Raw genomic sequence first — 21,995 nt, 5'->3', positions numbered from 1 at the left:
GGTTTACACCCGAGAAAAGGGCCGGACGCTTTGGAACAGGTCCGGATGCTGTTGAAGAATCGCGCTTCGGCGGGGCCGTCCGTTGGCGGTAGCCATGCCCCCGTCCACCGAGAACTCGGCGCGCGCCTGAAGCCAGCGGCCAATGCGGGCGTAGTCGGGCAGCCGCTGGTTGGCCCGCGCTATGGCCGCGTCGATGGCCGCCGCCGAAGCCATGCCCTGGGGCCAGATCACGGCGCCCAGCTCGGCTTCGCCATCGCCGTACACGACTGCGTGGCGGATCTCGGGCTGATTGCCCAGTTCGATCTCGACCCACTCCGGCGAAACGTTGCGGCCAAAGCCCGTGATGAGAACGTTCTTTTTGCGGCCTTCTACATGCAGGTACCCTGCGGGATCCAGGCGACCAAGATCGCCAGTCGGCCACCAATCGCCGGCCGTCGACGGAACGCCGAGATAGCCAAGAAACGGCGTCCCGGCGATCTCGATCTCGCCGTCTTCGGCAATGCGGACTCGCGCATGCGGCAATGGCCGGCCCGCCGAGCCCGGCAAATCCGCGCCGGGCAGGTTCAGCGTCTGCACGGAAGCGGCTTCAGACAGGCCATATCCTTCGTAGGCGGGAAGACCAAGCCTGCGCGCCTGCTCCAGCAATGGCGCACCCACCGCGGCGCCGCCCACAGCCATCAGGCGCAGCTGCGGTGGAGCAGGCGCCCGGGTCGCTGCCAGCCAGGCGGCGTAGGCGCGCAGCATCTGCGGCAGCACGATCACGCTATTGGCCTCGGACGCAGTCAGCGCCGCGTGAAATCGCCCGGGATCGAATTGGGAGGATCCCTGCAGCCCGACCTCCGCCAACGGCGATACGTGGATACACGCGCCTTCCAGCAGGGGCGCGTAGACGCCGGCGATGTTCTCCAGCAACACGGGCAAAGGCAAGGCAGTGAGATGGCTGCCGATGCCGATCCCGCGCGTGGCGTCGGCCAGGCCATGCGCGACATCCAGCATCTGGGCGCTGCCCAGACATACGCCCTTGGGCTGCCCGGTGGAGCCAGACGTGAACGTGATCTTGGATGTGCCAGCCGGCAAGGGAATCGCCGGAAAAGGCAGCAGCCTGACCGCCAGGCCGCCGAGCTGGGTGACTTCGGACACATTCATGTCGGAGCTTGCTTGCGCATGCCCGCTGGCCGGCGTCAGCAGCAGGCTGGCGCCGGCCGCGCTCATCGCGGCCTGCCGCTGCTCCGGCGTGAAGAACAACGGCAATGGCAAGTGCACGGCGCCCATCGCCAGGCACGCCAGATCGACAACGATCCAATCCGCGCCGTTGTCCAACAGCGTCGCGACTACCCGCGGGCCATATGCGGAGAGCGCGTCCGCGCAAACCCGCACCCGCTCCGACAGTTCTGCATAGGTCAATGCCACCGATGAACGCAAGGCAGGTTGCAAGCGACGGTCGCCGCGCGTCAACGACGCAAGAAACTCCTGACCGGTCATGATTGAGACTCGCCGAATCGATTCAGAATAAGGCTCAGGCGCCCGGCAAATACCTGAGGATCATGTTCGTAGTAGTTGCCCCAGTCGCGCCGTTCGCCAGGATCCAGCCGCGCGGGCGTGGCGGCGGCCAGGGGCTGATGAGCCAGGCCCATGCGCGAGAACAGGTGGTGCAGTTCGGAGGTCAGGGTGCTGACCGCCCATTCGAAGCCCTGCTGGTGCAGATGCAGTGCCAGATGGGGCACCAGCAGCCGTCCCGCGCCCGGCCGGACGGCGGCGAACTGGCCCGTCTCGACGATGTGGCGACGGGCCACGGACAAGTCGCGCTGACGCAGGTACTGCTCCACCGGCGCCGAAAGATAGCGCTCCAGATACAGGGTTTCAGCCGCGCCGCGAAATCCTGCCGCGGCGAGGATCTGGCCTTCGGCCTGCAGGCTGACCAAGGTCGGCATCCAGTGCTTCAGGCGAGCGCCAAAACGCTGCCGGTAGCGCAGGTAGATATAGGATTCGACACAGCCGCGCTGCGGGTCGTCGTAGGGATGCACGAACAATGCCGGGCGGGGCCGCGCGAGCGGAGCCGTGTAAGGCCAATCGGTCGACTGTGGCGAGGCCTTGCGCTGCGGCGTCATGATTTCTGGTCGGTCCATTTGAAGCGCTTGCTTTAACGATGGCCGCAGCGTACGGGCCGAACCTTAACTCCAAATTAACCGCGCCTCGGTGGTAATCTCATCCAAGCCATTAGTAGGAGTTCTTGAATGCGAATTCTTATCGTCGAAGATGACCCGCTGATAGGCGATGGCCTCAAGAACGGCCTGCGGCTGCTGGGGTACGCGGTGGATTGGTTCGTCAACGGTCAAGAGGGCGACCATGCCCTGCGCGCCGTGCACTACGATGCGGTGGTGCTGGATCTTGGTCTGCCATCCGAAGACGGGGTGACGTTGCTGACACGTTGGCGCCAAGCCGGAATCGACGTCCCCGTGGTCATACTGACAGCGCGCGACGCCGTCGAAAGCCGGATAGGCGGACTCGACGCTGGCGCGGACGACTACCTGATCAAACCCATCACGCTGGATGAACTGGCCGCCCGTCTGCGCGCCGTCACGCGCCGGCTGGCGGGCAAGCCCGAACCCGTATGGCGCCATGGGGACCTGGAGTATCAGCCGGCCTCGCATGAAGCGCGGTGGAAGGGACTGGCGGTGGATCTGACCGTACGCGAAGCACAGCTACTGGAGCTATTCCTGACGCATCCCAGCCGGGTGCTGACGCGCGATTTCATCCGCGACAAGCTCTACGACTGGGACTCCGACCTGGAAAGCAATGCCCTCGAGGTTCATGTGCATCATCTGCGCAAGAAGATCCATCCCAAGCTGATCCGTACGCTGAGAGGCGCTGGCTACGCGCTGGGCCAGGTGGAGACCGAGGCATGACGCTGCAGCGCAGGCTGATCATTGCCGTGCTGCTGGCCGCTCCCCTGGCATGGCTGCTGACCATTGCAGGCACCTACTGGCGCGCCGCACACGAAATCAACGAGCTCTACGACACCGACATGCTGCGTCTGGCTGAGCAGACGCTTGCGGTCGCGGCCCTGCTTCCCCCCCGCGCCAGCATTCCCGGCCCGCTTCAGGCACCCCATCCGCCGAACTCTGGAGACGCCAGCGGCAAAGACCTGTCCGTGGCGATATGGCGCGACGCAGGCGCGCCGCTTGTACTGGATGCCGAAGCGCTCCAATTCCCGCGCGACCCGTCCCAGGAGGGCTTTGTCGACAGTACGGTCAACGGCGTGCCATGGCGGATTTATTACCTCGCCAGCGACGACAAGACAACGCGCGTCGCGGTGGGCCAGCGCATCGGTGAGCGCGAAGATCTCATGGTCGCCTACATCGCAAGCCAGATCGCTCCCTGGCTGATCGGACTACCTGTACTCATCGCCATGCTCATTCTTTCCGTGCGCCGCGCTCTGCGGCCCGTGCGCATGCTGTCCCAGGCCTTGGAGAATCGCCGTCCCGATGACGGCACGCCGCTGTCCGAGGCTGCCGCGCCGGCGGAACTCAAAATTCTCGTGCAAGCCATGAATGACTTGCTGGCACGAGTCGCCAGTCTTATCGAACAGGAACGCCGCCTGACCGCGGACGCCGCCCATGAATTGCGCACGCCGCTCGCCGCCTTGCGCGCGCAGTGGGAAGTGGCGCAGCGCGCGCAGGACGCAACGCTGCGAGCGGATGCCCAACGCAGCGTGGGTGCGGGGCTGGACCGCCTGGACCGGCTGGTAGCTCAGTTGTTGACGCTGGCGCGGCTCGACAGCAACGGCCCCTCGGGTTTTGACGACGCCGTCAACTGGAGCCTGGTGGCCGAGCAGGCGGTCGGTGACTGCCTCTGGATCGCAAACCGGCGCGACATCGAGATCGATATCGAATGGCCGGACGGAAAGGAAAACGCGCTTCCGACGGCCGGCAGCAACAATGCGCTGGCCATCATGCTGAAGAATCTGCTGGATAACGCCGTGCGCTATGGCCCGCGGCATACACGCGTGCGTCTGACGCTTGGCGCCCGCGCCATCCTCATCGATGATGCTGGCGCGGGCATCGCGCCCGAGGTCCTGCCACGGCTGGGCGACCGGTTCGTGCGCGCCGCCGGCAATGAAGAATCCGGCAGCGGCCTGGGCGTATCGATCGCGCGCCGCATCGCACACAATCACGGTCTGATGGTGCGCTATGACATGCGCGGCGCGGCTGCCGGCTTTCCCGCCGGCCTGCGTGTTTCGATCCTGCGCCGTGAGAGCACCCAATCGACATGAGGCGCAGGAGCCCCGCCTCAAGCGCCGGGGCGCCATTTCACGTGCACGGCGGCCGCCAACAGGGCACAGCAGCCCAACAATAGATCCAGCCTTTGCCCCAGCCCCGCAAGAACCAACGAGGCCCCCAGCAGGTTGTAGTAGATCAGGCTCAGGATCGCGCCAGCCGTCCCCGCGGCGCAGGCATAGGCGCGCAAGGCATGGGCCAGGATGTTGGGTATCGCGATCGCGTAGGCCGCTGCAATCACGGCCATGCCGATGAGAAACGCCGAACTCCCGACAAGCGCGGCAACCAGCGCCGCGCCTAGCGCCATCAGACCGATACCCAGCAGGACGAGGCGTTCGGACGCATACCCCCGCCGCAGCAACGCCGTGTTCAGGAACGCGCCGCACAGCGACGCCGCGGCCAGCGCCAACCCGCTTTCGCCGAACCCCAACCACGCATCCTGCAAGCGGGCGAAAAGGAATGGACCCAGTTGGTAATAGCCGAAAATCGCCAGGTTGAAAATGGCGATCAGCGCCGCGCTGCGCCAGATCGCCCGGTCTTGCAGCATGGCGCGCAACGTCGGCCAGAAGGGCGCCGCCGCATGGGACTGCGGCCGGGTTTCCGGCCACAGCAATGCGCTGGCCCCGAGCAGCGCGACGGCGAGCAGGACCAGCGCGAGAAAGACGCCCTGGAGCCCGCCGGCCGCCGCGATCTCCTGCCCGGCATACATGCCGACCGCAGGGCTCGCGGCCAACGCCATTCCCAGAATGGAGAAGACCCGGGCCAGCGTCGGACCCTGATAGCTATCCCGCAGCGCCGTCTGCGTTACGATTGAGCCCGCGGCCGCGCCGAAGGCGCAGATCAATCTGGCTGCGAGCAACTGCGTGAAATCGCCCGCTGCCATGGCCCAGCCCGCGCCCAGCGCATATAGCGCCAGCCCTGCCAGCAGCGCCGGCCGGCGGCCCCGGGAATCACATAGGCGACCCCAGAACACCACGCCGCAGGCAAAGGCCACGAACCACAGCGAGAGCGTCTGCGCAGCTTCCTCTGGCGTGGCCCGATAGGCAGTTGCGATCAACGGCAAGGCGGGGCTGTACATCGTCTCGACGATCTGCGGAAAACTCAGCAGCGGAATGACGAGCAGAAGAGGCGGACGGCGGGACATGGCGGTATCGGTAAACGGAGAGTCCGTTTTTTAGCCGGCCGCCGCCTTCGCCGTTGTAGCCAGGAAGACAAAAAGCATCGGAACTCGGACAAATGGCCAGGCTCGCACCCACCGACGCGTTCAACCCCGACACCATGGCCCAGCCGGTGACGGGCATCGCATCGCGCCTGATACGGCACGATTCCGGCCTGCATAGCCATGGCCGGGGCCAACTGCTCTTTGCTCACGCGGGCTCCATCCGCCTCGCAATGCCAGGGTTGATCGCGGTACTGCCTCCGATCCGCGCGGCATGGATACCGCCTGGAACCGAGCACCGCGTCATGATCCGCGGCGAAGTCGAATACCGCTCGATCTATCTGGACACCGCGCGTATCGCGGCGCCCGCGGCCGCCGCGGCCATACTTTCGATGACTCCGCTATTGCGCGAGGTGTTCGAGCGCATCAGCCTGGAACCCTTTGACGCCGACTGGTCTCAGGGCGCGCCGTGCAACCTGCTGGCCGTGTGCATGGACGAATTGCGCGCGGCAAGACAGGAGCCCATGCTGCTGCCCGTGCCCACGGATCGCCGCCTGGCCGGCCTGAACCTGGAGGAACTGCCGCCCGAACTGGATGCGCTATCGCAACGCGTCGGCGCGAGCGCGCGCACCATCACCCGGATCTTCCAACGCGAAACCGGCATGAGCTATCAGGCCTGGCGGCAGCTCTGGCGCCTGCTGCGCGCCGTGGATCTGCTGGCTGCGGGCCAGAGCGTGACCGCGGTGGCGTTCGATCTGGGCTTTGCCAGCGACAGCGCGTTTATCGCGTACTTCCGGCAGATGACGGGGGAGACGCCGGGGCGGTATGTACTCAACGAACGATGAATTGCAGTCGCCGCTACGCACGCGCCAAAGCTACGCGGCGAGCCTGTCCGCCGCCGCCTGCAAGCCGCCCAGTATGCCGTCCGCTACCGCCTGCGGAAATCCTGGCGGCAATCTGGCGCGGACCATGCGCACAGCCTCTGGCGTGCGCGCGATCAGATCGTCCACGACGAACTGGACTCCCTGGCCGTCCGGCGTCACGACGCCATGTCGCGCGCCCACCGTCAGCCAGTGGCGGCGCTGGATGTCGCGCATGCGCCAGTGTGGGTTCTTCGAGCGCACGGCCATCGCCATCTTCGCGCGGACAGGCGACAGTTTGCCTGGCCCTTCGCCCAGGATCGGATAAGCGGACAGCACGTCGTATAGCGGGGTAAGTTCATATGCCCCGCCAGGCCGCAAGAACAGGCTGAAGTTCTTCGCGTGGCCGTCCGTTGCGCATAGCATCCAGAACAGGACCTGAGCCTGGAAAAATGTCCGCCGGTCATGCTCTGCATGGCGCGAGGTTTCGAGCAGACTCATAATGCGGTCGATGCCGGGTCCGCCATCCGCCTCGTACTTCAGGTGCGGCGGGGTGCCGGTGGCCTGACACATGTCTTCCTGCGGCAGGCGGATGAGACCACGGGCTCCGTCTCCGCCGTCCTGCCAGCGGCGGTCGAAACGTTCAACGGCGAGCACCTTCATGTCTTCGAAGCTCAGTACTTCCGTGCGCGCCACGGGCATGCCGTAGGCAGCCAGGATCTCCGAGCACAGCCATTCGTTTTCCACCGATTCGCTCAGATCGAACTTCATATTGCCGACCAGCCCCAATGGCAACTTGAGGATGTGAGTCGTCGGCGTGGCGCCTTGGGGCAAACACCATTGTCCGTCCATCCGCAGCAAGGCGGTCTTCTCTTGCGCACCTGCGATGGAAATGCGGAAATCATCCTCAGCGATGGTCTGGCCGCCGAGAAGCGCCGGCGCCGGCACGCTGCGCAACAGCTGCGCCACCTGGGCATCGTTCAAGGGCGAGGCTTGCACCGACGTCACGTCTGCAGGCGCTGTTCCCGCAGGCAGGATCTGCAAGGCGCCGGCGCAATCACGGCCGATCTCGGCAAGCAGGGCGAACGCATCGGTCGATCCTGCCCGGAACCGGCGCGCAACCCGTTCGCGGATTTCCTTGCTGTCGGGCAGCAGGTTTTCGAAGTATGCGCGGACCACGTCGCCACGATGCGGGCCATTGCCCGGCGTGAAGGGCAGGGACAGCGACAATGGCCTGCCCGGCGCGGAGGCGACCCAGTCCTTGTCGTACTGCAGGACCTCGCCGGCGTGGGGTCGATTGCTCCACTCTCCGACATAGGTGCCATTCATCCATAGGCCCAGGATCTGCGCATGTGAACGTCGCCCCATGGCTTTACCAGCTGGGTTCGGATGTTGTTTCGGGTCCCGGCTGCGCCCCTTGCTGGCGCAGGACCATTTCGACCCCCAGGATGCTCAACAGCTGCAGCAGCCGGTCTGCGCTGACCTTGGCGGCATTGCGTTCCAGGGCGGACAAAGTCTGTTGTGTGACCCCAAGGCGCAAGGCCGTGGCCGCCTGGGTCAAGCCGGCCTCTTTGCGAAACCCCTGGATTAAGGCCGGTAATTGTGTCGCGGTGCGTACGGTGAAATCCATAATACAAACCTCAAGCTGTATTTCAGATATACAAAGTCTAGGCTGTTAATCTGAAATACACAATGTGGTTTGTGGCTTTTCACAGCCTACGATTTGTATTTCCTAAAAACAAATCATAGACTGTATTTCGCGAACAGCACCTAGCTTCTATCCGCATGGTCCGGCTCCGCGTCTGCGAACCGCGAGACTACTGGCCTGGAGATCCCCCGCAATCCGACCCGATCCTGGACACCGGCAACGGCGTGTCCCCGCCCGTATTCCCCGCGAACTTGCGGATCTTCTCCGCCAGCTCCGCCGTGGGCTTCTCATAGCCATAGCAATACGGCGGCGTCGGCGCAGCCTCGGGCCGGTAGTCCTGCAACACCGGCTTCGCGTCGCCCAGATACAGATTGTCCTTCAGCCGCAGGAAGGCCTTGTAATCGCGCGTATAACCGTGTTCGTCCTTCCGCGTCTCATAGGCGCCGCGGTCGGATTCGCCATTCTCCAGCGCGCTGCGCTTGGCGGCGACCGGAATGTAGTGGCAATAGTTCACGTTGATGCCTTCCACCGTGGGGAAGAACTCCGGCTCCACGCATTTGCGCTGCGCGGAGTTCTTGAAGATATTGCCTTCGACCAGGGCCTTGGCCTCCAGGCTGAAACTCATGCCATAGAAATCCCAATCTTCCAGCAGATTGTTGAACAGGTGGAAGGTGCCGAACTGCCCGCGCGGATTGCGCTGCACGGTGTTGAGGAAGTAGTTGTGGTGCAGCGTCACGCGCGCAATCGAGTCGCGGTCGTAGTTGGCGTAAAGGTTCTTCGACGTAATGTTGTTGAGCAACATGACCTTGTTCGAATTGTGGAACTTGGTCCATGAGATCGTGACGTCGGTCGACCCGTTCTTCACGTTCAGCAGCCGGTCCGACATCCGCGACAGATCCATGTGATCGACCCACACGTCACGGCTGTTGTTGGCCACGTTCACGGCCTGCGTAAGCCGCGACAGGCGTCCGTCTATCGTCAGGTGCGTGAGGATGACGTTCTTGCTGCCATACACGCCCAAGCCATCGTCGATCAGGGTGACGCGCCTGCCGCGCCCGTCTATCGTCGTGTTGGACGGCACGCGCAGCTGCGTATCCAGGACGATGGTCATGTCGGAGGCGAAGCGTATCCAGGTCGGTCCCTTCTTCGCCTGCGCCAACGCGGCGCGCAGCGTTCCGGGACCCGAATCCTGATCGGACGTGACGTCGATGAACTTGCCGCCCAGGCCGCCCGTGGCCCGGGCGCCGTAGCCCTCGCGCTGCTGCAGCAGCGCCGCGACGGACGGACAATGCTCGTCCGGGCTTTTGCACGTTTCAGCGGCGGTGGCCGTCCCGCCGTACGACATGGCCAGGGCAAGCAGCCAGCCCGCGGTTTTGATTGCAGCCTTCATCGGCACTCGCTCCTATTGCTGCGCGGACGTGTCCGCGGCCGTGACGTGGCGCCAGATGCCGCCGCTCAGGCGCAGGTTTTCCGGAGGACCGGCCAGATGCTCCCTGAGCCGTTCGAAATAGGCCTGCTGCCAGCGCAGGGAATACGCCTCGGCGTCCTCGCCAGGCTTGGCCGCGGGCAGCATCTCCAGCGTGTAGGCGACGCGGCCGTTCTCCCAGCGCGGCGCGTAGAACACCGAGGGCACGCCCATGCGATGCGCCAGGTGGGACGCGAAGCCTGAGTAAGTCACGTCCTGCCCTTCGAAGGTGGTGCGAGGCGCCGCCGGATTGGCCGCGCCGTCTATCGCCAGGCAGAGCACGTAGCCCGACGTCAACGCGCGCATGCAGGCCTTGGCGACCTGCGCCTCGGTCTGGTCGGCGGTGGAGATAAGCGCCGCGGAGTAGCTGCTCTGCGCGATGCTGGGCGCGGTCGCCAGCCAGCGCGACGGGATGCCCACCAGTTCCAGCGCCATCAACCCGGCATACATGGGGCCGACGTGCGCGGTGGCGACCACCACGCCCTTGCCGCCCGCCAGCAGCGGCGCGAAGAAGCGCTCGCCGGTATCCAGCTCTCCCAACACCTGCATGGCCTCTTCGACGCTTTCCTCGCGGCATTCGAGCCAGTCGAACAGCAGGTGGTCCACCAGATGGCCCCAGCGCGCGCGGCGCTCCCATTGCGCGCGATCGATACTGGTGTCGCCGCGCATCGACCAGGCCCAGTCCAGGCGCGCCTGCGGGATCGGAGCGGTGTGCAGCCGTTCCTCCAGCTGCGTCATGGCCTCCTGGAAGGTCGCCGGCAGCCGCTGGCCGCGTTGCGCCACGTACTGCCCGAAGAGCGTCTCGGCCTCCTGCTTGCGGCCCGCCTGCGACAGCGCGCTGATGGCCGCACGCTGCCAGAGCTGCTTTTCGGGCGACTTCTCCAGCAAATGCATCATCTGGTCGGCCGCCGCGTCATACTGCAGCGTGTAGCGCAGCGCGCGCGCATAGAAGGCCCGCGTCTGCTCCAGATCCGGCGCCAGGTCGATGGCCTGCTTCAACGGCGTCAGGGCTTCCTTGTAGCGCCCGGCGCGCAGCAGGGTCTCGCCATGCAGCGTCAACAGCCTGACATCCGCAGGCGCCGCGCTCAGACCGGCCTCGAAGTGCGCCAGCGCATGTACCTTGCGGTCGTCTTCGGTGCCGCGCCGCAGATGCGCCAGACCCAGGGACGAACGCAGGACCGCGCAGTCGTGGCCCGCGCCCAGGGCCGCGTCGCCGAAGGCGATGGCGGCCGCCACCCTGCCGTCATCCAGCAGGGCGCGCACGGCCATCGTCGCCACGCGCTCGTTGGGCAGCTCTCGCGGGTCCAAGGCGGCGGCCATGCCTGCCGCCTCGGCCGCATCGCCATTGCGCACGAAGGCCATCAGCCAGGGGTAGGCTTCGCCAGGCTCGCTTTCCGCCAGGTTCCTGGTCGCGCGCGCGACCTCGGCAGCCTCGGCCACGCGGCCGGCCTGCACGCGCAACTGGATGCGCGCCGCATGCAGCGCCGCCGCGCCGGGCTCGATGCCGGCGGCGGCGTCCGCCTCGGCGATGGCGCGGTCCCATTGCTCCGTGCGCCCGAACAGGCTGGCGAGCAGGCGGCGCTCGTCGGCGCGCGCAGGATAGACCGCCACCATGATCTCCAGCGCAGCGATCGCGGCAACCAGTTTGCCTTCCCGCACCAAGGGCGAAACCAGCAGGCGGCGGGCATCGCGCCAGCCCTCCGCAGCCTCGCGCAGCGCCGGTTCCAGCATGGACATGTCGTTCAGCGGCTCGGGCGAGGAGTGAATCTGCCTGATCACGTCACGCAAGCGTGCCGCAGCCTCAGTACCAGCGGGACGATCCGCAATTGCCGTATCAACCATGACGCAATCCTCTCAACAACGCCCACGCCACGCGAGCGATGAACATCAGCACAAAACCCAGCGCCAGCGCCTGCAGCAGCAGGATCCCCGTGCGCGGACTGCTCGGGCGGTCCGTGGGCACCGGCTGCGCAATGATGGACAGGTAACGCTGCAGCCGCAGCGTGTCCGTCATGGCCTGCTGGTAGGTCTGCTGCGCCAGGGTCAGGTTCGAATCCGCGAAAGCCTGGGCGTTGCGCAGCGCCTCGTAGGACTTGAGCTGTTTCGCTTCCGTGTTGCCCGCGCCGCTCAGGCGCTGACGAACGGCCGCGATACGCTTCTTCAGGGAAGTCACCTGCATCTCGGCGGGCCGCAGCATGAAATGGTCCTTGTTGCCCAACGCGCGGATCTTGTCGAGATTGATCTGCGCAGTGTTGAGCTCGCCTTCGAGCTGGCTGGAGAGGTTCAGCAGCATCGTCACCGTGGCCGTGGGATCGATGTTGCCGTGCGTGGTTCGCCATGCGGTCAGCGTTTCCCGGGCGGCCAGGGCCTTCTGCTCCGCGAGCTTGACCGCTTCCTCGCTCACTTTCAGCTTGTCGGCGACGCCTTTCTCGTTCATCGAGCTGACGAAGCTCTCGGCCAGCTCGATCAAAGCCCTGGACAGCAGCGCGGCGTCCTCCGAGGAAAATGCGCTCACGCGCAGCACGTCGATCTGCTCCAGCGCATTGAACGAGACCTTGACGGAAGCCCGGTAGGCGCGGAAGAGATCGTCCTCGCTGGCGTCTTCGGCCAGGTGATTCACCGGATCCAGGCCCGCACGGATCAGGTACTGGCGCAGGCCGACCTTCTTGTCCAGCTGCTGCATGGCGTCGCGCGACTTGAGGAAGTCGGCGACCGCCCAACCATCCACGAAGCCGCCCAGCATGCCGCCCGCGTTGCCCGTGGTCAGCAGGCTGGCCGCGGCCCCTCCGCCGCCTTGCTGGCCCGAGGCCGACTGCACGAAGAAGCGCGACTCCGCCTCGTAGCGCGGCGTGGCGAAGAGCAGCAGGTAGACCAGGGCGCACGCGACCGGCGCCAGCACGATGAGCGTGTTGATCCAGCGGTGGCGGCGCCGCTCGCGCAGCGCCGATTGCCGCTCGCCGCGGCGGCGTTCGATTTCGGACCTGCCTTCAGAGGCCGATTCCGCCCTCATCGAAGCCGCCTCCGAGGACGTCGTCGCCTGTGCCGGATTCGCTCCTTGATCGTCGCGGGGGGAACCTGCGGATGCACTGGTCGAGGTCGTCTTCGATGCTGAGTGCGCTTCGTTCATAAATCAAACCCTTGAAGCAATAGTCCGCCAACTGATTCTGGCGGTAACTGGAAAGAATGAGTGTCCGGCCGACCAGGCGCTCTTCGAACAGAGCCAGCCACAGGCGGGTGAAACGGCAAGGCTCGAAAGGGATGGCCCCTTCGATCACGTAGACATCGAACGCCGGCGCCAGCGCCAACGCGAAGGAAAACTCCTGCCGCGCGTAGAGCGGCCAATGCTCCATGGGCTTGGCCAGGGTTCTGGGATCGCTGACCAGGTCGGCGACCAGTTCGTGCGTGGCATCCGCGTCGATCTCGTACATCTCGCTGACGAAGTCGATCATGCTCAGGCCGTTGGCCTTGCCGCGGATGAAGCCCTGGCGGCCTATCGCCCAGGACACGTTGCCATCGTGCTTGACGAAACCCTGGCGCGGCGGCCGCAAGCCGCACAGCACATCGACGATCTGGCGATGCAGTTCCGGCGCGGGCGACAGCAGCGCATAGCGCCCGACCGGAATGTCGAGATCCACGTTGGAAAGCAGCGCCTGCCTGCTGCCGAATGCATAGGGCTCGTCAGTGACGCCATTGAGATGGATCATCTTCTTCCCTCACATCGGCTGGACATTGGGACGGGCCAGACGCTCCGCCGCCAACGCAAGCACCATCATGAAAACCAAAGAGGTCAGGAAGTACCCCAGACTCGCATCATGCGAGGTGTAGGCCTCGAAGTACGCGGAACGCAGCAGCTGCATGCCATGCGCCAATGGCAGCCACAGCATCCACGGCCGCAGGTTCTCCGGCAACTGCTCCGACACGAAGAACACCGCCGCGAAGATCTGCAGAAAGCGTTCAATGATCGGCGCGAGCCTGAGAAAGAAATGCCAATAGGTCGCGATCGATCCGAACAGCACGCCCAGCGCGGCCCCGAAGCATCCCATCAGCACGACAAAAAGCAGGAAACCGGACCAGCTTTTCGGCAAGGTCACGAGTTCCAGCGCATGACCGGCGCTGATCAGCACCAGGAACACCACCAGATACACCGACACATAGATGAACGCCTGCACCAGCGCGCACATCAAGGGCGTGACGCCCTGGAAGTTCAGCAGACCGCGGGCTGACACGTAGGCCGTGCTGCTCCTGAAAGCGATCTGCCGGAACATGATCCAGGTCGTCGCGCCCAACAGCGAGAACGTCTGCACGTCCATGCCCATGATGTAGTGCGTGCCCATCAGGATGTACAGCGACGAAATCAGCGTCAGCAGCACGACCGGGCCCACCAGCGCCCATACCAGGGCGATCCGGCTCTCGCCATGCATCACGCGCAGCTGGTAGATGAACATCGCCAGCAGCGTGCGTCCGACCGGCCGGACCTTCACGGAATGGCTCGGATCGTGCCCCTCATGCAGGCCTTGCAAGCGGGCTCGCAATATCGCGAGATCGCCCGCCTCGTCCTGCGGCACTTCGACCTCCAGCGCAATGTCATTGCGCGAGGCGTGGCGGCGCGCTTCGCGCGCCTCGTCCTGCTTCCGGCGCTCCACGCGCCGCGCGTGCGCCGCGGCCAGGCGCTCGTCTTCGGCCACCAGTTTGGCTGGCATGTAGCCGGGCGCGAACACCTCGACGCCGTCGCGGATATCCATTTCCAGCAGGCGCACGATGACGCGCAGGCGCCGGCGCGAAAAATCCGCCAGCGTCTCGTCGACGTCGCTGCGCGCGATCTCCGCGTCCAGCTCCGCCTGCACCGCTTCGTACACCGCCCGCCGGGCAGCCACGGAATCGTGCGGCTCGCCCTGCAGGCGCGCGACCAGAGGCTTGAGCAGGACGGCCGGCGTGGCCTTTGCTTCAAACAATGCCGCCGGATCCAGGCGCCAGGCCGCGACGCCGGATCCTACTGCGTAGCTACTTTCCTTACGGCGCGAACGCCAGCCCTTGATCCTGTCCTCGTTACTCATCGACACGCTATTGGCTTATGCCGGACGAGCCGCCCGAATCGCTGTCAATGGCGCGCGTGGCGCTGAAGCCGGCGCTCATCGTGACGCGGAACGCGGACAACACCTTCTGCACCTGCGTGAACGGCGCATCCGAAATATAGATGGCCTGGCCTTCCTGCACGGTGAATTCGCGCGCCAGCGCCACTTGCTCCGGACGCGTCAGATCGAACTGGTAGACCACCGGCAACAGATCCGGCTTGCCCTCGGCGCCAGCCTTGGCGGGCGTGAACAGGAACACGGAACGCGGATCCGCCAGCTTGTCGTCCAGGCCGCGGGAATCCGCCAGCGCATCCAGCACGCTGTAGTTGCGCTTGCTGATGGCCACGCGCCCCTGGGTGCCGGCGGCGCCCAGCACGGTCAGGTACTCTTTCGAGTCATAGGCGGTGATGACATCGCCCGCGCGCAGCAGGATGTCGTTGTTCTGGTTGCGGTAGATATCCGACAGCCGCACCGACGCCACCTGGTTGTCGCGGCGCAGGCTGATGACGAGCTGCTCGGGGTTCGTCTGCACCGGCGCGGCCTGGGCCAACGCGCTGCTCAGGCGCTGCGAGGTCTGGGTGATGGGATACATGCCGGGCTTGGTCAGGTTGCCCTGCACCGTCACCATCTGGCCGCGCGCATCCGCGGCGCGCGTCACGCTGACGTCGGCGCCCACGACGAGCCTGGCCAGGCGCGCGACAACGGCGTCATGCAACTGCGCCAGGGTCATGTTGGCGGCATGGAACTTGCCCAGAATTGGGAAGCTCACATTCCCCGCCGGGTCTATCTCCTGGTTTCCCAGGTCGCTCACGCCGGACGGATCCGCCGCGAACACGCCCAGCCCGCCGCGCTCCCATACCTTCACGTTGATGCCGTCACCGGGAACCAGGCGGTCGAATCCGGCCTGCGTGAGATCGCGGTAGCGCACGGGAAAGTCGGCCACGTCGGGCACCCGGCTGGCCTGCACCAGTTCGCGCGACACGGGCATCACGATGACGTCCTTGTCATCGTGCGCGCCCGTCATTTCGCTCAGCATCGGGCCGGAACGGGGCAGCTGGCACCCCGCGAGAGTCAGCGTGGCAAGAACCACCATGGTCAGGGCTGCTTTGCGCCGCAGCCCTGAACCCGGGACGTACATATGCATAAGATCCTTTCGTTTGCGCAGCTTGATCGGTTGGACGCCAATCAGGCTTGCATCAGGCGCATGGGCTCGATATCCATGCGTTCGTCGTTCTCGGACACCACGGGCATGCACAGGCCCATGAACTTGGTCAGCATGGCATCGAGCGAGAACAATTTCTGCGCCCGGTGACGGCTGTGGTCCCTCAGCTGCTCGTTGCTGCGCACCTGGTCCACCATGGACGCGACTTTCTCGCATGCCTCGTGCAGGTCCGGATGATCGACGCAGCTGAGCAGGTGGCCGGTCTCGTTCTCCACAAAGCACTCGCCGGCGCCGCCCGCGGGAGTCGAGATCACCGGCACACCCACCAACTGGGCTTCGATCAGCACGTTGGGCAAGCCTTCGTAGCGCGACAGCAGGACGCTGGCATCCATTTGCGAATACCAATAGCCCACGTGGTTGGAAAGACCGACCAGCAACAATCTGTCCGTCACGCTCAGCTCTTCAGCCAAGGCCTCGATGTTCTCGCGCAGGCGTCCGTCGCCGACGATGACGAAGCGCGCCTGCGGCCTGTCCTTCAGGTACATCGCCGCCAGCTTGATCCATAGCTGTGGCCGCTTGTCCGGCTCCAGGCGGAACACGCCGCCTATCGTCTCGGTGGCATCGTTCGTGCTTTCCTGGAAGGCTTTCCACTTTTCCTCATCCACGGCCGAGGCGTCCGTCGACAGATCGGGCACGCCGTTGTACAGGATGTGAAAGCGCGTGATCGGGATGCCCAGCCATTCCGAATAGGCTTCCGCGGCCTTGCAGCTGTTGCTGACGAAAACCACCCCCGGCACCTGGGCCAGGGCCTGGTAGAGCTCGGGATATTCCTCGCGGAAGCGGTCCTTGCGGATGTTCGGCGGCAGTCCGCGGAAGACCAGATGTATGGTCGGAGCGCCGGCCAGCAGCGCGGCCAGCGCGCCGAACAGGCAGGTCCCGTCCTGCCACAGGCTCACCACGTCGAACGGGTTCTCCCGCAGCACAGGCGTAAGCCGGGTCACGCCGTAGTGCACCGGAGGCGGCAACTGCTCCAGCAGACGGCTCAGGCTGCCTTCGGGCACGGATTGATGAGACACCGAAACGGCTGGCAGCTTGTTGATTTCCGTGACCGGGATCTGTGCCTTCACCAGCACCGGCAGGAAGAAATCCAGCCCCTGCTTCTTGGTGGAGCCCGCTGGCTCGGTGTGCTGCTTGACCATGACTTCGACTTTCTTCGGCATCATGATCACGTCGGCCGGCCGGCGCTCGGGGCACTCGGCCAGGCGTGTCAGTTCGCCCGCAAGCCGCGTCAGCTGGCGCTCGGCGCCGCCGGGCCCGAGGCTGCCCGTCACCAGCGCGACCGACACCGGCTTCTCCGCCGACTGATCCACGATCTTGCGGTCGCGGAAGTGCAGGATCGCATGCTTCATCGACACGATCCTGACATCCTTGCCCACCAGCCCTTCTTCCGATTCGAAGCGTTGGTAGAAGGCGTAGTCGCTGGCCAGGTCGTTGGCCAGCTCCGCCGCCTTGCTGCCGGGCGTCAGGTGCTTCATGACGGGCGCGATCGCATCGAACGCGTCGGCCAGCAACCCGCGCTTGCGCAGGCGCTTGGCGAACTCGACGCGCATGTTGCGGTCGGTGTTCTCGGAAATCAGCCGGCGAAAGAGTTCGTCGGACTGCTCGTGCGCACGGATGTCGCTCAGCAGCTTGGCCCGCGCGAACAAGCGATTGGGGTTCTGCGTCGAGGGCGGAAGATGATGATCGACCAAGGCCAAGGCCTCATCGATCTTGCGTTCCTTCACCAACCGAGTCGCGCAGTAGCGCACGATCAGGAAATCGTCCGGGCACTCCTGCAACAGCGTGGCCCACTGCTCGGCCATGCCTTCGTTCAGGCCCGCCGCCTCCTTCAGCCTGAGCAGCAGGAAGCGGACCTTGGAATCAGCCATGTGGTCGCGCGCCAATTCCTGGGCGCGGGGCAGGTTTTCCTGGGCGACTTGAACCCGCACCGACGCCGTGACGATCTCTTCCAACCGGGCTTGCACCGCTTGCAGATCGGATGCAGCCTCCGCTCGCTCGGTAGTCAATGGGGGATTCATGCTGCCTTCCTCCGGTTGATCTTCTCGATCCACACGAGGCAGCGTTCGATGTAGTGATCGAACTGCGCCGGATTCTCGGAACGTTCCTGCAGCTTGCGCCAGTACGGCAGGGCCTGTTCGAAGCGATGCAGGCGCATGGCGCCCACGGCGGCCAGGCGCAAGCCGATGGGATCTTCCGGAACCAGCTTCAGGATGCGCTCGCCCAACGCCAGGCGTTCGGTCGTGCTGGCCGAATCCAGCGCACGCGCTTCGGCGTACAGCACGGCGATGATGCGCCGCTTTTCATGGTCGACTTCCGACATGCCGGGCCAGGACTGCGCGACGCGCTCCAGCAGATTCCAGGCCGCCTGGTGATCGCCGGAGGAAAGAATCTCCCGCGCGCCGCGGATGGCGCGGGGTCCAAGCCTGCCCAGCTGGCGCTGCGCTTCGTCCTTGGCGCCCTGGTCCGCGCCGGCATGGTCGAGCACGGTCTTGTAGGCGTCGATGGCCTCGCCATACCAGCCGCCGTGGAAGGCCACCCGCGCAAAATGCAGCTGGGTGCTGAACGAGGCGGACTCGCCGGCGGCAGCCTGCTCGAGGTGCCGCATGGCGGTCTTCTTGTCGCCCAGCGCATCGGCCGCGCGGCCGCGCATGGCATGCAGCTCCGGGAAATCGATCTGGCTGTCCAGCGCGATGTCGGTAAGGTCGATGACTTCCTTGTGATTGCCCGCCACCAGCGCGGCCCGCACGCCCAGGCGCATCGCCCGCTCGAAGGCGCGCTGGGCGCGCACGCCGGCCAGCGCATCGGGAGTCAGCAGGCGGTGCGCGCAGATGCGCTCCGCGGCATCGCGCAGGCGTCCTTCTTCCAGCGCGCGGTTGCCTTCCTCGGCCCAGGCTTGCGACTGCGAATTCAGCCAGGCGACGATATCTTCCTGCTCGCTGCTTGCCAGCTTGCACGAAACCGCCAGCGTGGCGGCGGCCATGATGCCGCCGCGCCACGAAGCTTCCTTGACCAGCTCCAGCGCGTCGACATCATTGAGCGCGGGCGATTCGGACGCCAGGTTGCGCAGTCCGGCGCGATCGCCGGCCAGCAGCCGGTCGCGCCACAGCATGGCGAAGCCGCGCCCGTACGCGGGCATGGCCGCGCGGACCTCGTGGATCCAGCGTATGGCGGATTCCATGTCGCCGCTGGCCTGCAGCAGCGCGAGCACGGTGTCGGCGGCTTCCACCGCGACCGCGTCTTCCGGGGAAGAGATGCGGAACAGCTGCTTCCAGTTGCCCAGGGTCTCGTCCACATAACCCAATTGCCCCGCGGAAATCGCCGCAATGCGCACGATTTCGGGGGTTTCGATCTCATCGCCCAGCAAGCCGGCGGCCAGCGAGTACGCCACGTCATGGCGTCCCAGCTTGAACTGGTTGCGCATCAGGATCTGCTCTGCCTTGCTGCCGGACGCCACCGCGCCGTCAGCGCTGCCCAAGAGCGCCAACGATCCTTCGTAGTCGCCCAGTTCTTCCTGGATACGCGCAAACAGCAGCGTGTGGTCGGGCAGGCCGGGATGGCGGCGCAGCACCTCGCGCACACGGCGCGAAGCTTCGCGCAGTTCGCCCGAATCCCAGAGTTTCTCGATGCGATCAGCGCTTTCGTCGGCGGAAAGCTTGGGCGCGGAGGGCTGCGTCGTCGACGCATCCAGGCGCGGACGCATGTAGGTCTTGAACCACTCTGCGCACAGGCGCTCGGCGAAAGCCGGCGTGTAGTGGGTCAGGTCCAATCCGCCATTTTCCATGGCCTCGGACTGGCCGATCTTGTTCATCAGCGGCGTCGGGTCGTAGCAAGGCACGCCGATGCGCTGCGCGCTGGCGAGCACCGCGGCGATCAGTTGCTGGCGTTGCTCGATGGGCGCGTTGTCCGGCGTCATGGCATTGACGTGCGTGACAAACACCACTTTGTCGCGGCCCAGCAGATCGACCAGCTGGTTCATTTCCTGCTCGATCTCCTCATCCGTCTGGTCGCGCTTGACGATACGGGCGAGCAGATTGCGGTCGTCCGGCGTGAGCGCCTTGAAGACCGGCTCCTGGTCCAGCAGCGCACGGCGCTCGGCCAGACGGTCGGCGTGGGCCATGGACCAGAACATCCGGGTGCGCGTGCGGTCGGCGAAGAACTCGCTGAAGTAGCGCACCAGGTAGTTGGACTGTATCGGGTAGCCGTCTATGGTCAGCAGCTTGCGCGAAGACAGTTCGACCACGTAGAGGTCAGCCGGCTTGTGGGCGCCTTTGCGCGCCTGCTCGCCATTCGAAGGCCGGAAGATCACGCGCTGGACGTCGGCAGGAATGTCGCCCTGGCCAAACATGAATCGCGCCTGCTGCAGCGCCTCGGCGCTGGTGTGCACGAAACCGTAGTTGCGCCCGAGTTGCAGCTTGATCGGGTAGCGGCCCACGGCATCGCGCAGCGGCGTATGGATGCGGCAGGTTCCAATCGGAGCGGTGGTAAAAGCAGCCATTCGGAGGCTCTCCTCTAGTGATCGATAGTGAGCCTGAACTTAAAGAGTCCAGTACAGGAGGTCGGACTGAAGCCGTTTGCTGTCCAGCACGGACTTCAGGTCGCACACCATGCCGCCGCTCTTGACCAGCGTGGGCAGGTCGTCCCAGATGGAGTCCATGGTTTCGCGGTGCGGCACCGCCAGGATCAGCACGTCCATGTCGCGGAACTGGTCGCGTTCCACGAGCTTGATGCCGTACTCGTGCTCCATCTGTTCCGGGTCGACCATCGGGTCGCAGGCGACAGGAGTGATGCCGTATTCGCCCAGGGCGTTGTAAAGGTCAACCACCTTGGAGTTGCGGATGTCGGGCACGTTTTCCTTGAACGTCATGCCCAGGATGCCGACGCGGGTCGTGGCATTGAGACGGCCGTTGCGGGCCAGGGTCTGGACCACGCGCGAAGCGACGTGGCTGGCCATGCCGTCATTGATGCGGCGGCCCGACAGGATGACTTCGGGGTGATAGCCGAGCTCCTGCGCCTTGGACGTCAGGTAGTACGGATCGACGCCGATGCAGTGGCCGCCGACCAGGCCGGGCGAGAACTTGAGGAAGTTCCACTTGGTGCCGGCGGCTGCCAGCACTTCCGAGGTGCGGATGCCGACCAGATCGCAGATCTTCGACATTTCGTTCATCAGCGCGATGTTGATGTCGCGCTGGGTGTTCTCCAGCACCTTCGCCGCCTCGGCGACCTTGATGGAGGAAGCGCGGTGCACGCCGGCGTCGATGATCTTCTCGTATACGCCGGCAATGACCTCCAGCGATTCCTCGTCCTGGCCGGACACGATCTTGACGATCTTCTCCAGCGGATGCTCGCGGTCGCCCGGATTGATCCGCTCGGGGCTGTAGCCCAGCTTGAAATCGACGCCGCAGCGCAGGCCGGACACTTTCTCCAGCTCCGGTCCGCAGATTTCCTCCGTGGCGCCGGGATGGACGGTGGATTCAAAAACCACGATGCAGCCGGGGCGCAGCACGGGGCCGATCGAGCGGCAGGCGCGCACCAGCAGCGAAAAATCCGGGTTGTTCTTTTCGTCGACGGGGGTCGGAACGGCCACGACGAAGAAATCGCAGCCTTCCAGTTCCGAAATCTGGTCGGTGAACTGCATCGGGGAGGCCAGCAACACGTCGCGTTCGATCTCGCCGGTCCAGTCATCACCCTCTTTCAGCCGTGCGATTCTCCGCTTGTCCACATCAAAGCCGATGACATCAAAGCGCTTGGAAAATGCGACGGCTACGGGCAGGCCGACATATCCAAGGCCACACACTGCGATTCTCTTTACCACGGGGGACCTCACTGTTTTCGTCGTGTCGGAGACACTAGAAATTGACACCCGGGGGCACGAGATCGATGCAGAATCGAATATGTTTGCCCCGGTTCGGGCGGGCGTATTGCTTAAGAATATTTACAGCTCGATACTTGATCAGACGTGCCAAGCGGCGAGCCAACGAATCGTATAGGTAGCAAACAGCGAAATTCTTTCTAAATATTTTTATTGCTGTGCAAGTAAGTCGGATTCGTCGCAATAAACCCAGGGAAATCCCTCAAATAATTACATTCATTACATAAACCGCAACATGACCCGTCATTGAGGTTGTTAGCAAATATATAAAAGGGTTTTTCTTGGTCCGGTTTAACCAAAATGAAAAAACATAATGTCGGCGCGGGGTTATTTATTAATGGCCGGCGCAATGTCATATTCAAAAACAGCCTGGCTACAGTCATTATTCAGAAATAACAAAGACTGACGCCCGTCCGCAGCACA

Annotated in this window: 17 protein-coding genes; 3 read left to right on the top strand and 14 right to left on the bottom strand. The window is 64.8% G+C overall.

The window, feature by feature from the left end; genetic code table 11:
• Positions 1–3: 3 nt before the first annotated feature.
• Positions 4–1,482, bottom strand: coding sequence for an AMP-binding protein (locus N5C88_RS01430; RefSeq protein WP_280014508.1), 1,479 nt, complete (start codon positions 1,480–1,482; stop codon positions 4–6).
• Positions 1,479–2,126, bottom strand: coding sequence for a thermostable hemolysin (locus tag N5C88_RS01425; protein WP_223283353.1), 648 nt, complete (start codon positions 2,124–2,126; stop codon positions 1,479–1,481). The genes N5C88_RS01430 and N5C88_RS01425 overlap by 4 nt, the downstream gene beginning before the upstream one ends.
• 108 nt (positions 2,127–2,234) lie before the next feature.
• On the opposite strand from N5C88_RS01425, the gene N5C88_RS01420 reads away from it, so the two are divergent.
• Together N5C88_RS01420 and N5C88_RS01415 are read left to right on the top strand one after the other, a co-directional pair.
• Complete coding sequence (locus N5C88_RS01420) at positions 2,235–2,906, top strand: response regulator (RefSeq protein WP_118932282.1); 672 nt, start codon at positions 2,235–2,237, stop codon at positions 2,904–2,906.
• Positions 2,903–4,273: an ATP-binding protein gene (locus tag N5C88_RS01415; RefSeq protein ID WP_280014507.1), complete on the top strand. Its 1,371-nt coding sequence runs from the start codon at positions 2,903–2,905 to the stop codon at positions 4,271–4,273. The genes N5C88_RS01420 and N5C88_RS01415 overlap by 4 nt, the downstream gene beginning before the upstream one ends.
• A gap of 17 nt (positions 4,274–4,290) precedes the next feature.
• On the opposite strand, the gene N5C88_RS01410 is transcribed toward N5C88_RS01415, so the two are convergent.
• Positions 4,291–5,421, bottom strand: coding sequence for an MFS transporter (locus tag N5C88_RS01410; protein WP_280014506.1), 1,131 nt, complete (start codon positions 5,419–5,421; stop codon positions 4,291–4,293).
• Between the two features lie 92 nt (positions 5,422–5,513).
• On the opposite strand from N5C88_RS01410, the gene N5C88_RS01405 reads away from it, so the two are divergent.
• Positions 5,514–6,281 (top strand): helix-turn-helix transcriptional regulator, encoded by a 768-nt coding sequence (locus N5C88_RS01405; RefSeq protein WP_059376929.1) that lies wholly within the window; start codon positions 5,514–5,516, stop codon positions 6,279–6,281.
• A 30-nt stretch (positions 6,282–6,311) separates the two neighbouring features.
• On the opposite strand, the gene N5C88_RS01400 is transcribed toward N5C88_RS01405, so the two are convergent.
• From N5C88_RS01400 to N5C88_RS01350, 11 genes are all read right to left on the bottom strand, one after another.
• Complete coding sequence (locus N5C88_RS01400; RefSeq protein WP_280014505.1) at positions 6,312–7,664, bottom strand: type II toxin-antitoxin system HipA family toxin; 1,353 nt, start codon at positions 7,662–7,664, stop codon at positions 6,312–6,314.
• 4 nt (positions 7,665–7,668) lie between these two features.
• Entirely contained in the window at positions 7,669–7,929 is a 261-nt protein-coding gene (locus N5C88_RS01395; RefSeq protein WP_280014532.1) for a helix-turn-helix transcriptional regulator, read from the bottom strand.
• Between the two features lie 184 nt (positions 7,930–8,113).
• Positions 8,114–9,334, bottom strand: coding sequence for a polysaccharide lyase family 1 protein (locus N5C88_RS01390; protein ID WP_280014504.1), 1,221 nt, complete (start codon positions 9,332–9,334; stop codon positions 8,114–8,116).
• Positions 9,335–9,346: 12 nt separating this feature from the next.
• Entirely contained in the window at positions 9,347–11,251 is a 1,905-nt protein-coding gene (locus tag N5C88_RS01385) for a Vi polysaccharide transport protein VexE (protein WP_280014503.1), read from the bottom strand.
• The gene (locus N5C88_RS01380) at positions 11,244–12,419 is read right to left on the bottom strand and encodes a sugar ABC transporter (RefSeq protein WP_280014502.1); all 1,176 of its coding nucleotides are present in this window, start codon (positions 12,417–12,419) and stop codon (positions 11,244–11,246) included. The genes N5C88_RS01385 and N5C88_RS01380 overlap by 8 nt, the downstream gene beginning before the upstream one ends.
• A complete protein-coding gene (locus N5C88_RS01375) occupies positions 12,397–13,113 on the bottom strand; it encodes an ATPase (protein WP_251878543.1) in 717 nt (238 codons plus the stop codon). Before N5C88_RS01375 ends, N5C88_RS01380 begins: the two co-directional genes overlap by 23 nt.
• A gap of 9 nt (positions 13,114–13,122) precedes the next feature.
• Positions 13,123–14,463 carry a sugar ABC transporter permease gene (locus N5C88_RS01370; RefSeq protein ID WP_059376917.1) on the bottom strand — a complete coding sequence of 447 codons (1,341 nt, stop codon included), beginning with the start codon at positions 14,461–14,463 and terminating at the stop codon, positions 13,123–13,125.
• Between the two features lie 7 nt (positions 14,464–14,470).
• On the bottom strand, positions 14,471–15,625 hold the full coding sequence (locus N5C88_RS01365) for a polysaccharide biosynthesis/export family protein (protein ID WP_059376915.1): 1,155 nt from the start codon (positions 15,623–15,625) through the stop codon (positions 14,471–14,473).
• A 41-nt stretch (positions 15,626–15,666) separates the two neighbouring features.
• Positions 15,667–17,721, bottom strand: coding sequence for a glycosyltransferase (locus N5C88_RS01360; protein ID WP_059376913.1), 2,055 nt, complete (start codon positions 17,719–17,721; stop codon positions 15,667–15,669).
• Positions 17,718–20,198 carry a hypothetical protein gene (locus tag N5C88_RS01355; RefSeq protein WP_059376911.1) on the bottom strand — a complete coding sequence of 827 codons (2,481 nt, stop codon included), beginning with the start codon at positions 20,196–20,198 and terminating at the stop codon, positions 17,718–17,720. The genes N5C88_RS01360 and N5C88_RS01355 overlap by 4 nt, the downstream gene beginning before the upstream one ends.
• A gap of 39 nt (positions 20,199–20,237) precedes the next feature.
• Entirely contained in the window at positions 20,238–21,497 is a 1,260-nt protein-coding gene (locus N5C88_RS01350) for a nucleotide sugar dehydrogenase (RefSeq protein ID WP_118932272.1), read from the bottom strand.
• Positions 21,498–21,995: the final 498 nt, after the last annotated feature.

The organism is Achromobacter sp. GD03932 (assembly GCF_029839485.1).
GTDB classification, from domain to species: domain Bacteria; phylum Pseudomonadota; class Gammaproteobacteria; order Burkholderiales; family Burkholderiaceae_B; genus Achromobacter; species Achromobacter bronchisepticus_A.
The sequence above is the reverse complement of the archived record's forward strand: the minus strand, read 5'-3'. Positions and strand labels throughout refer to the sequence as shown.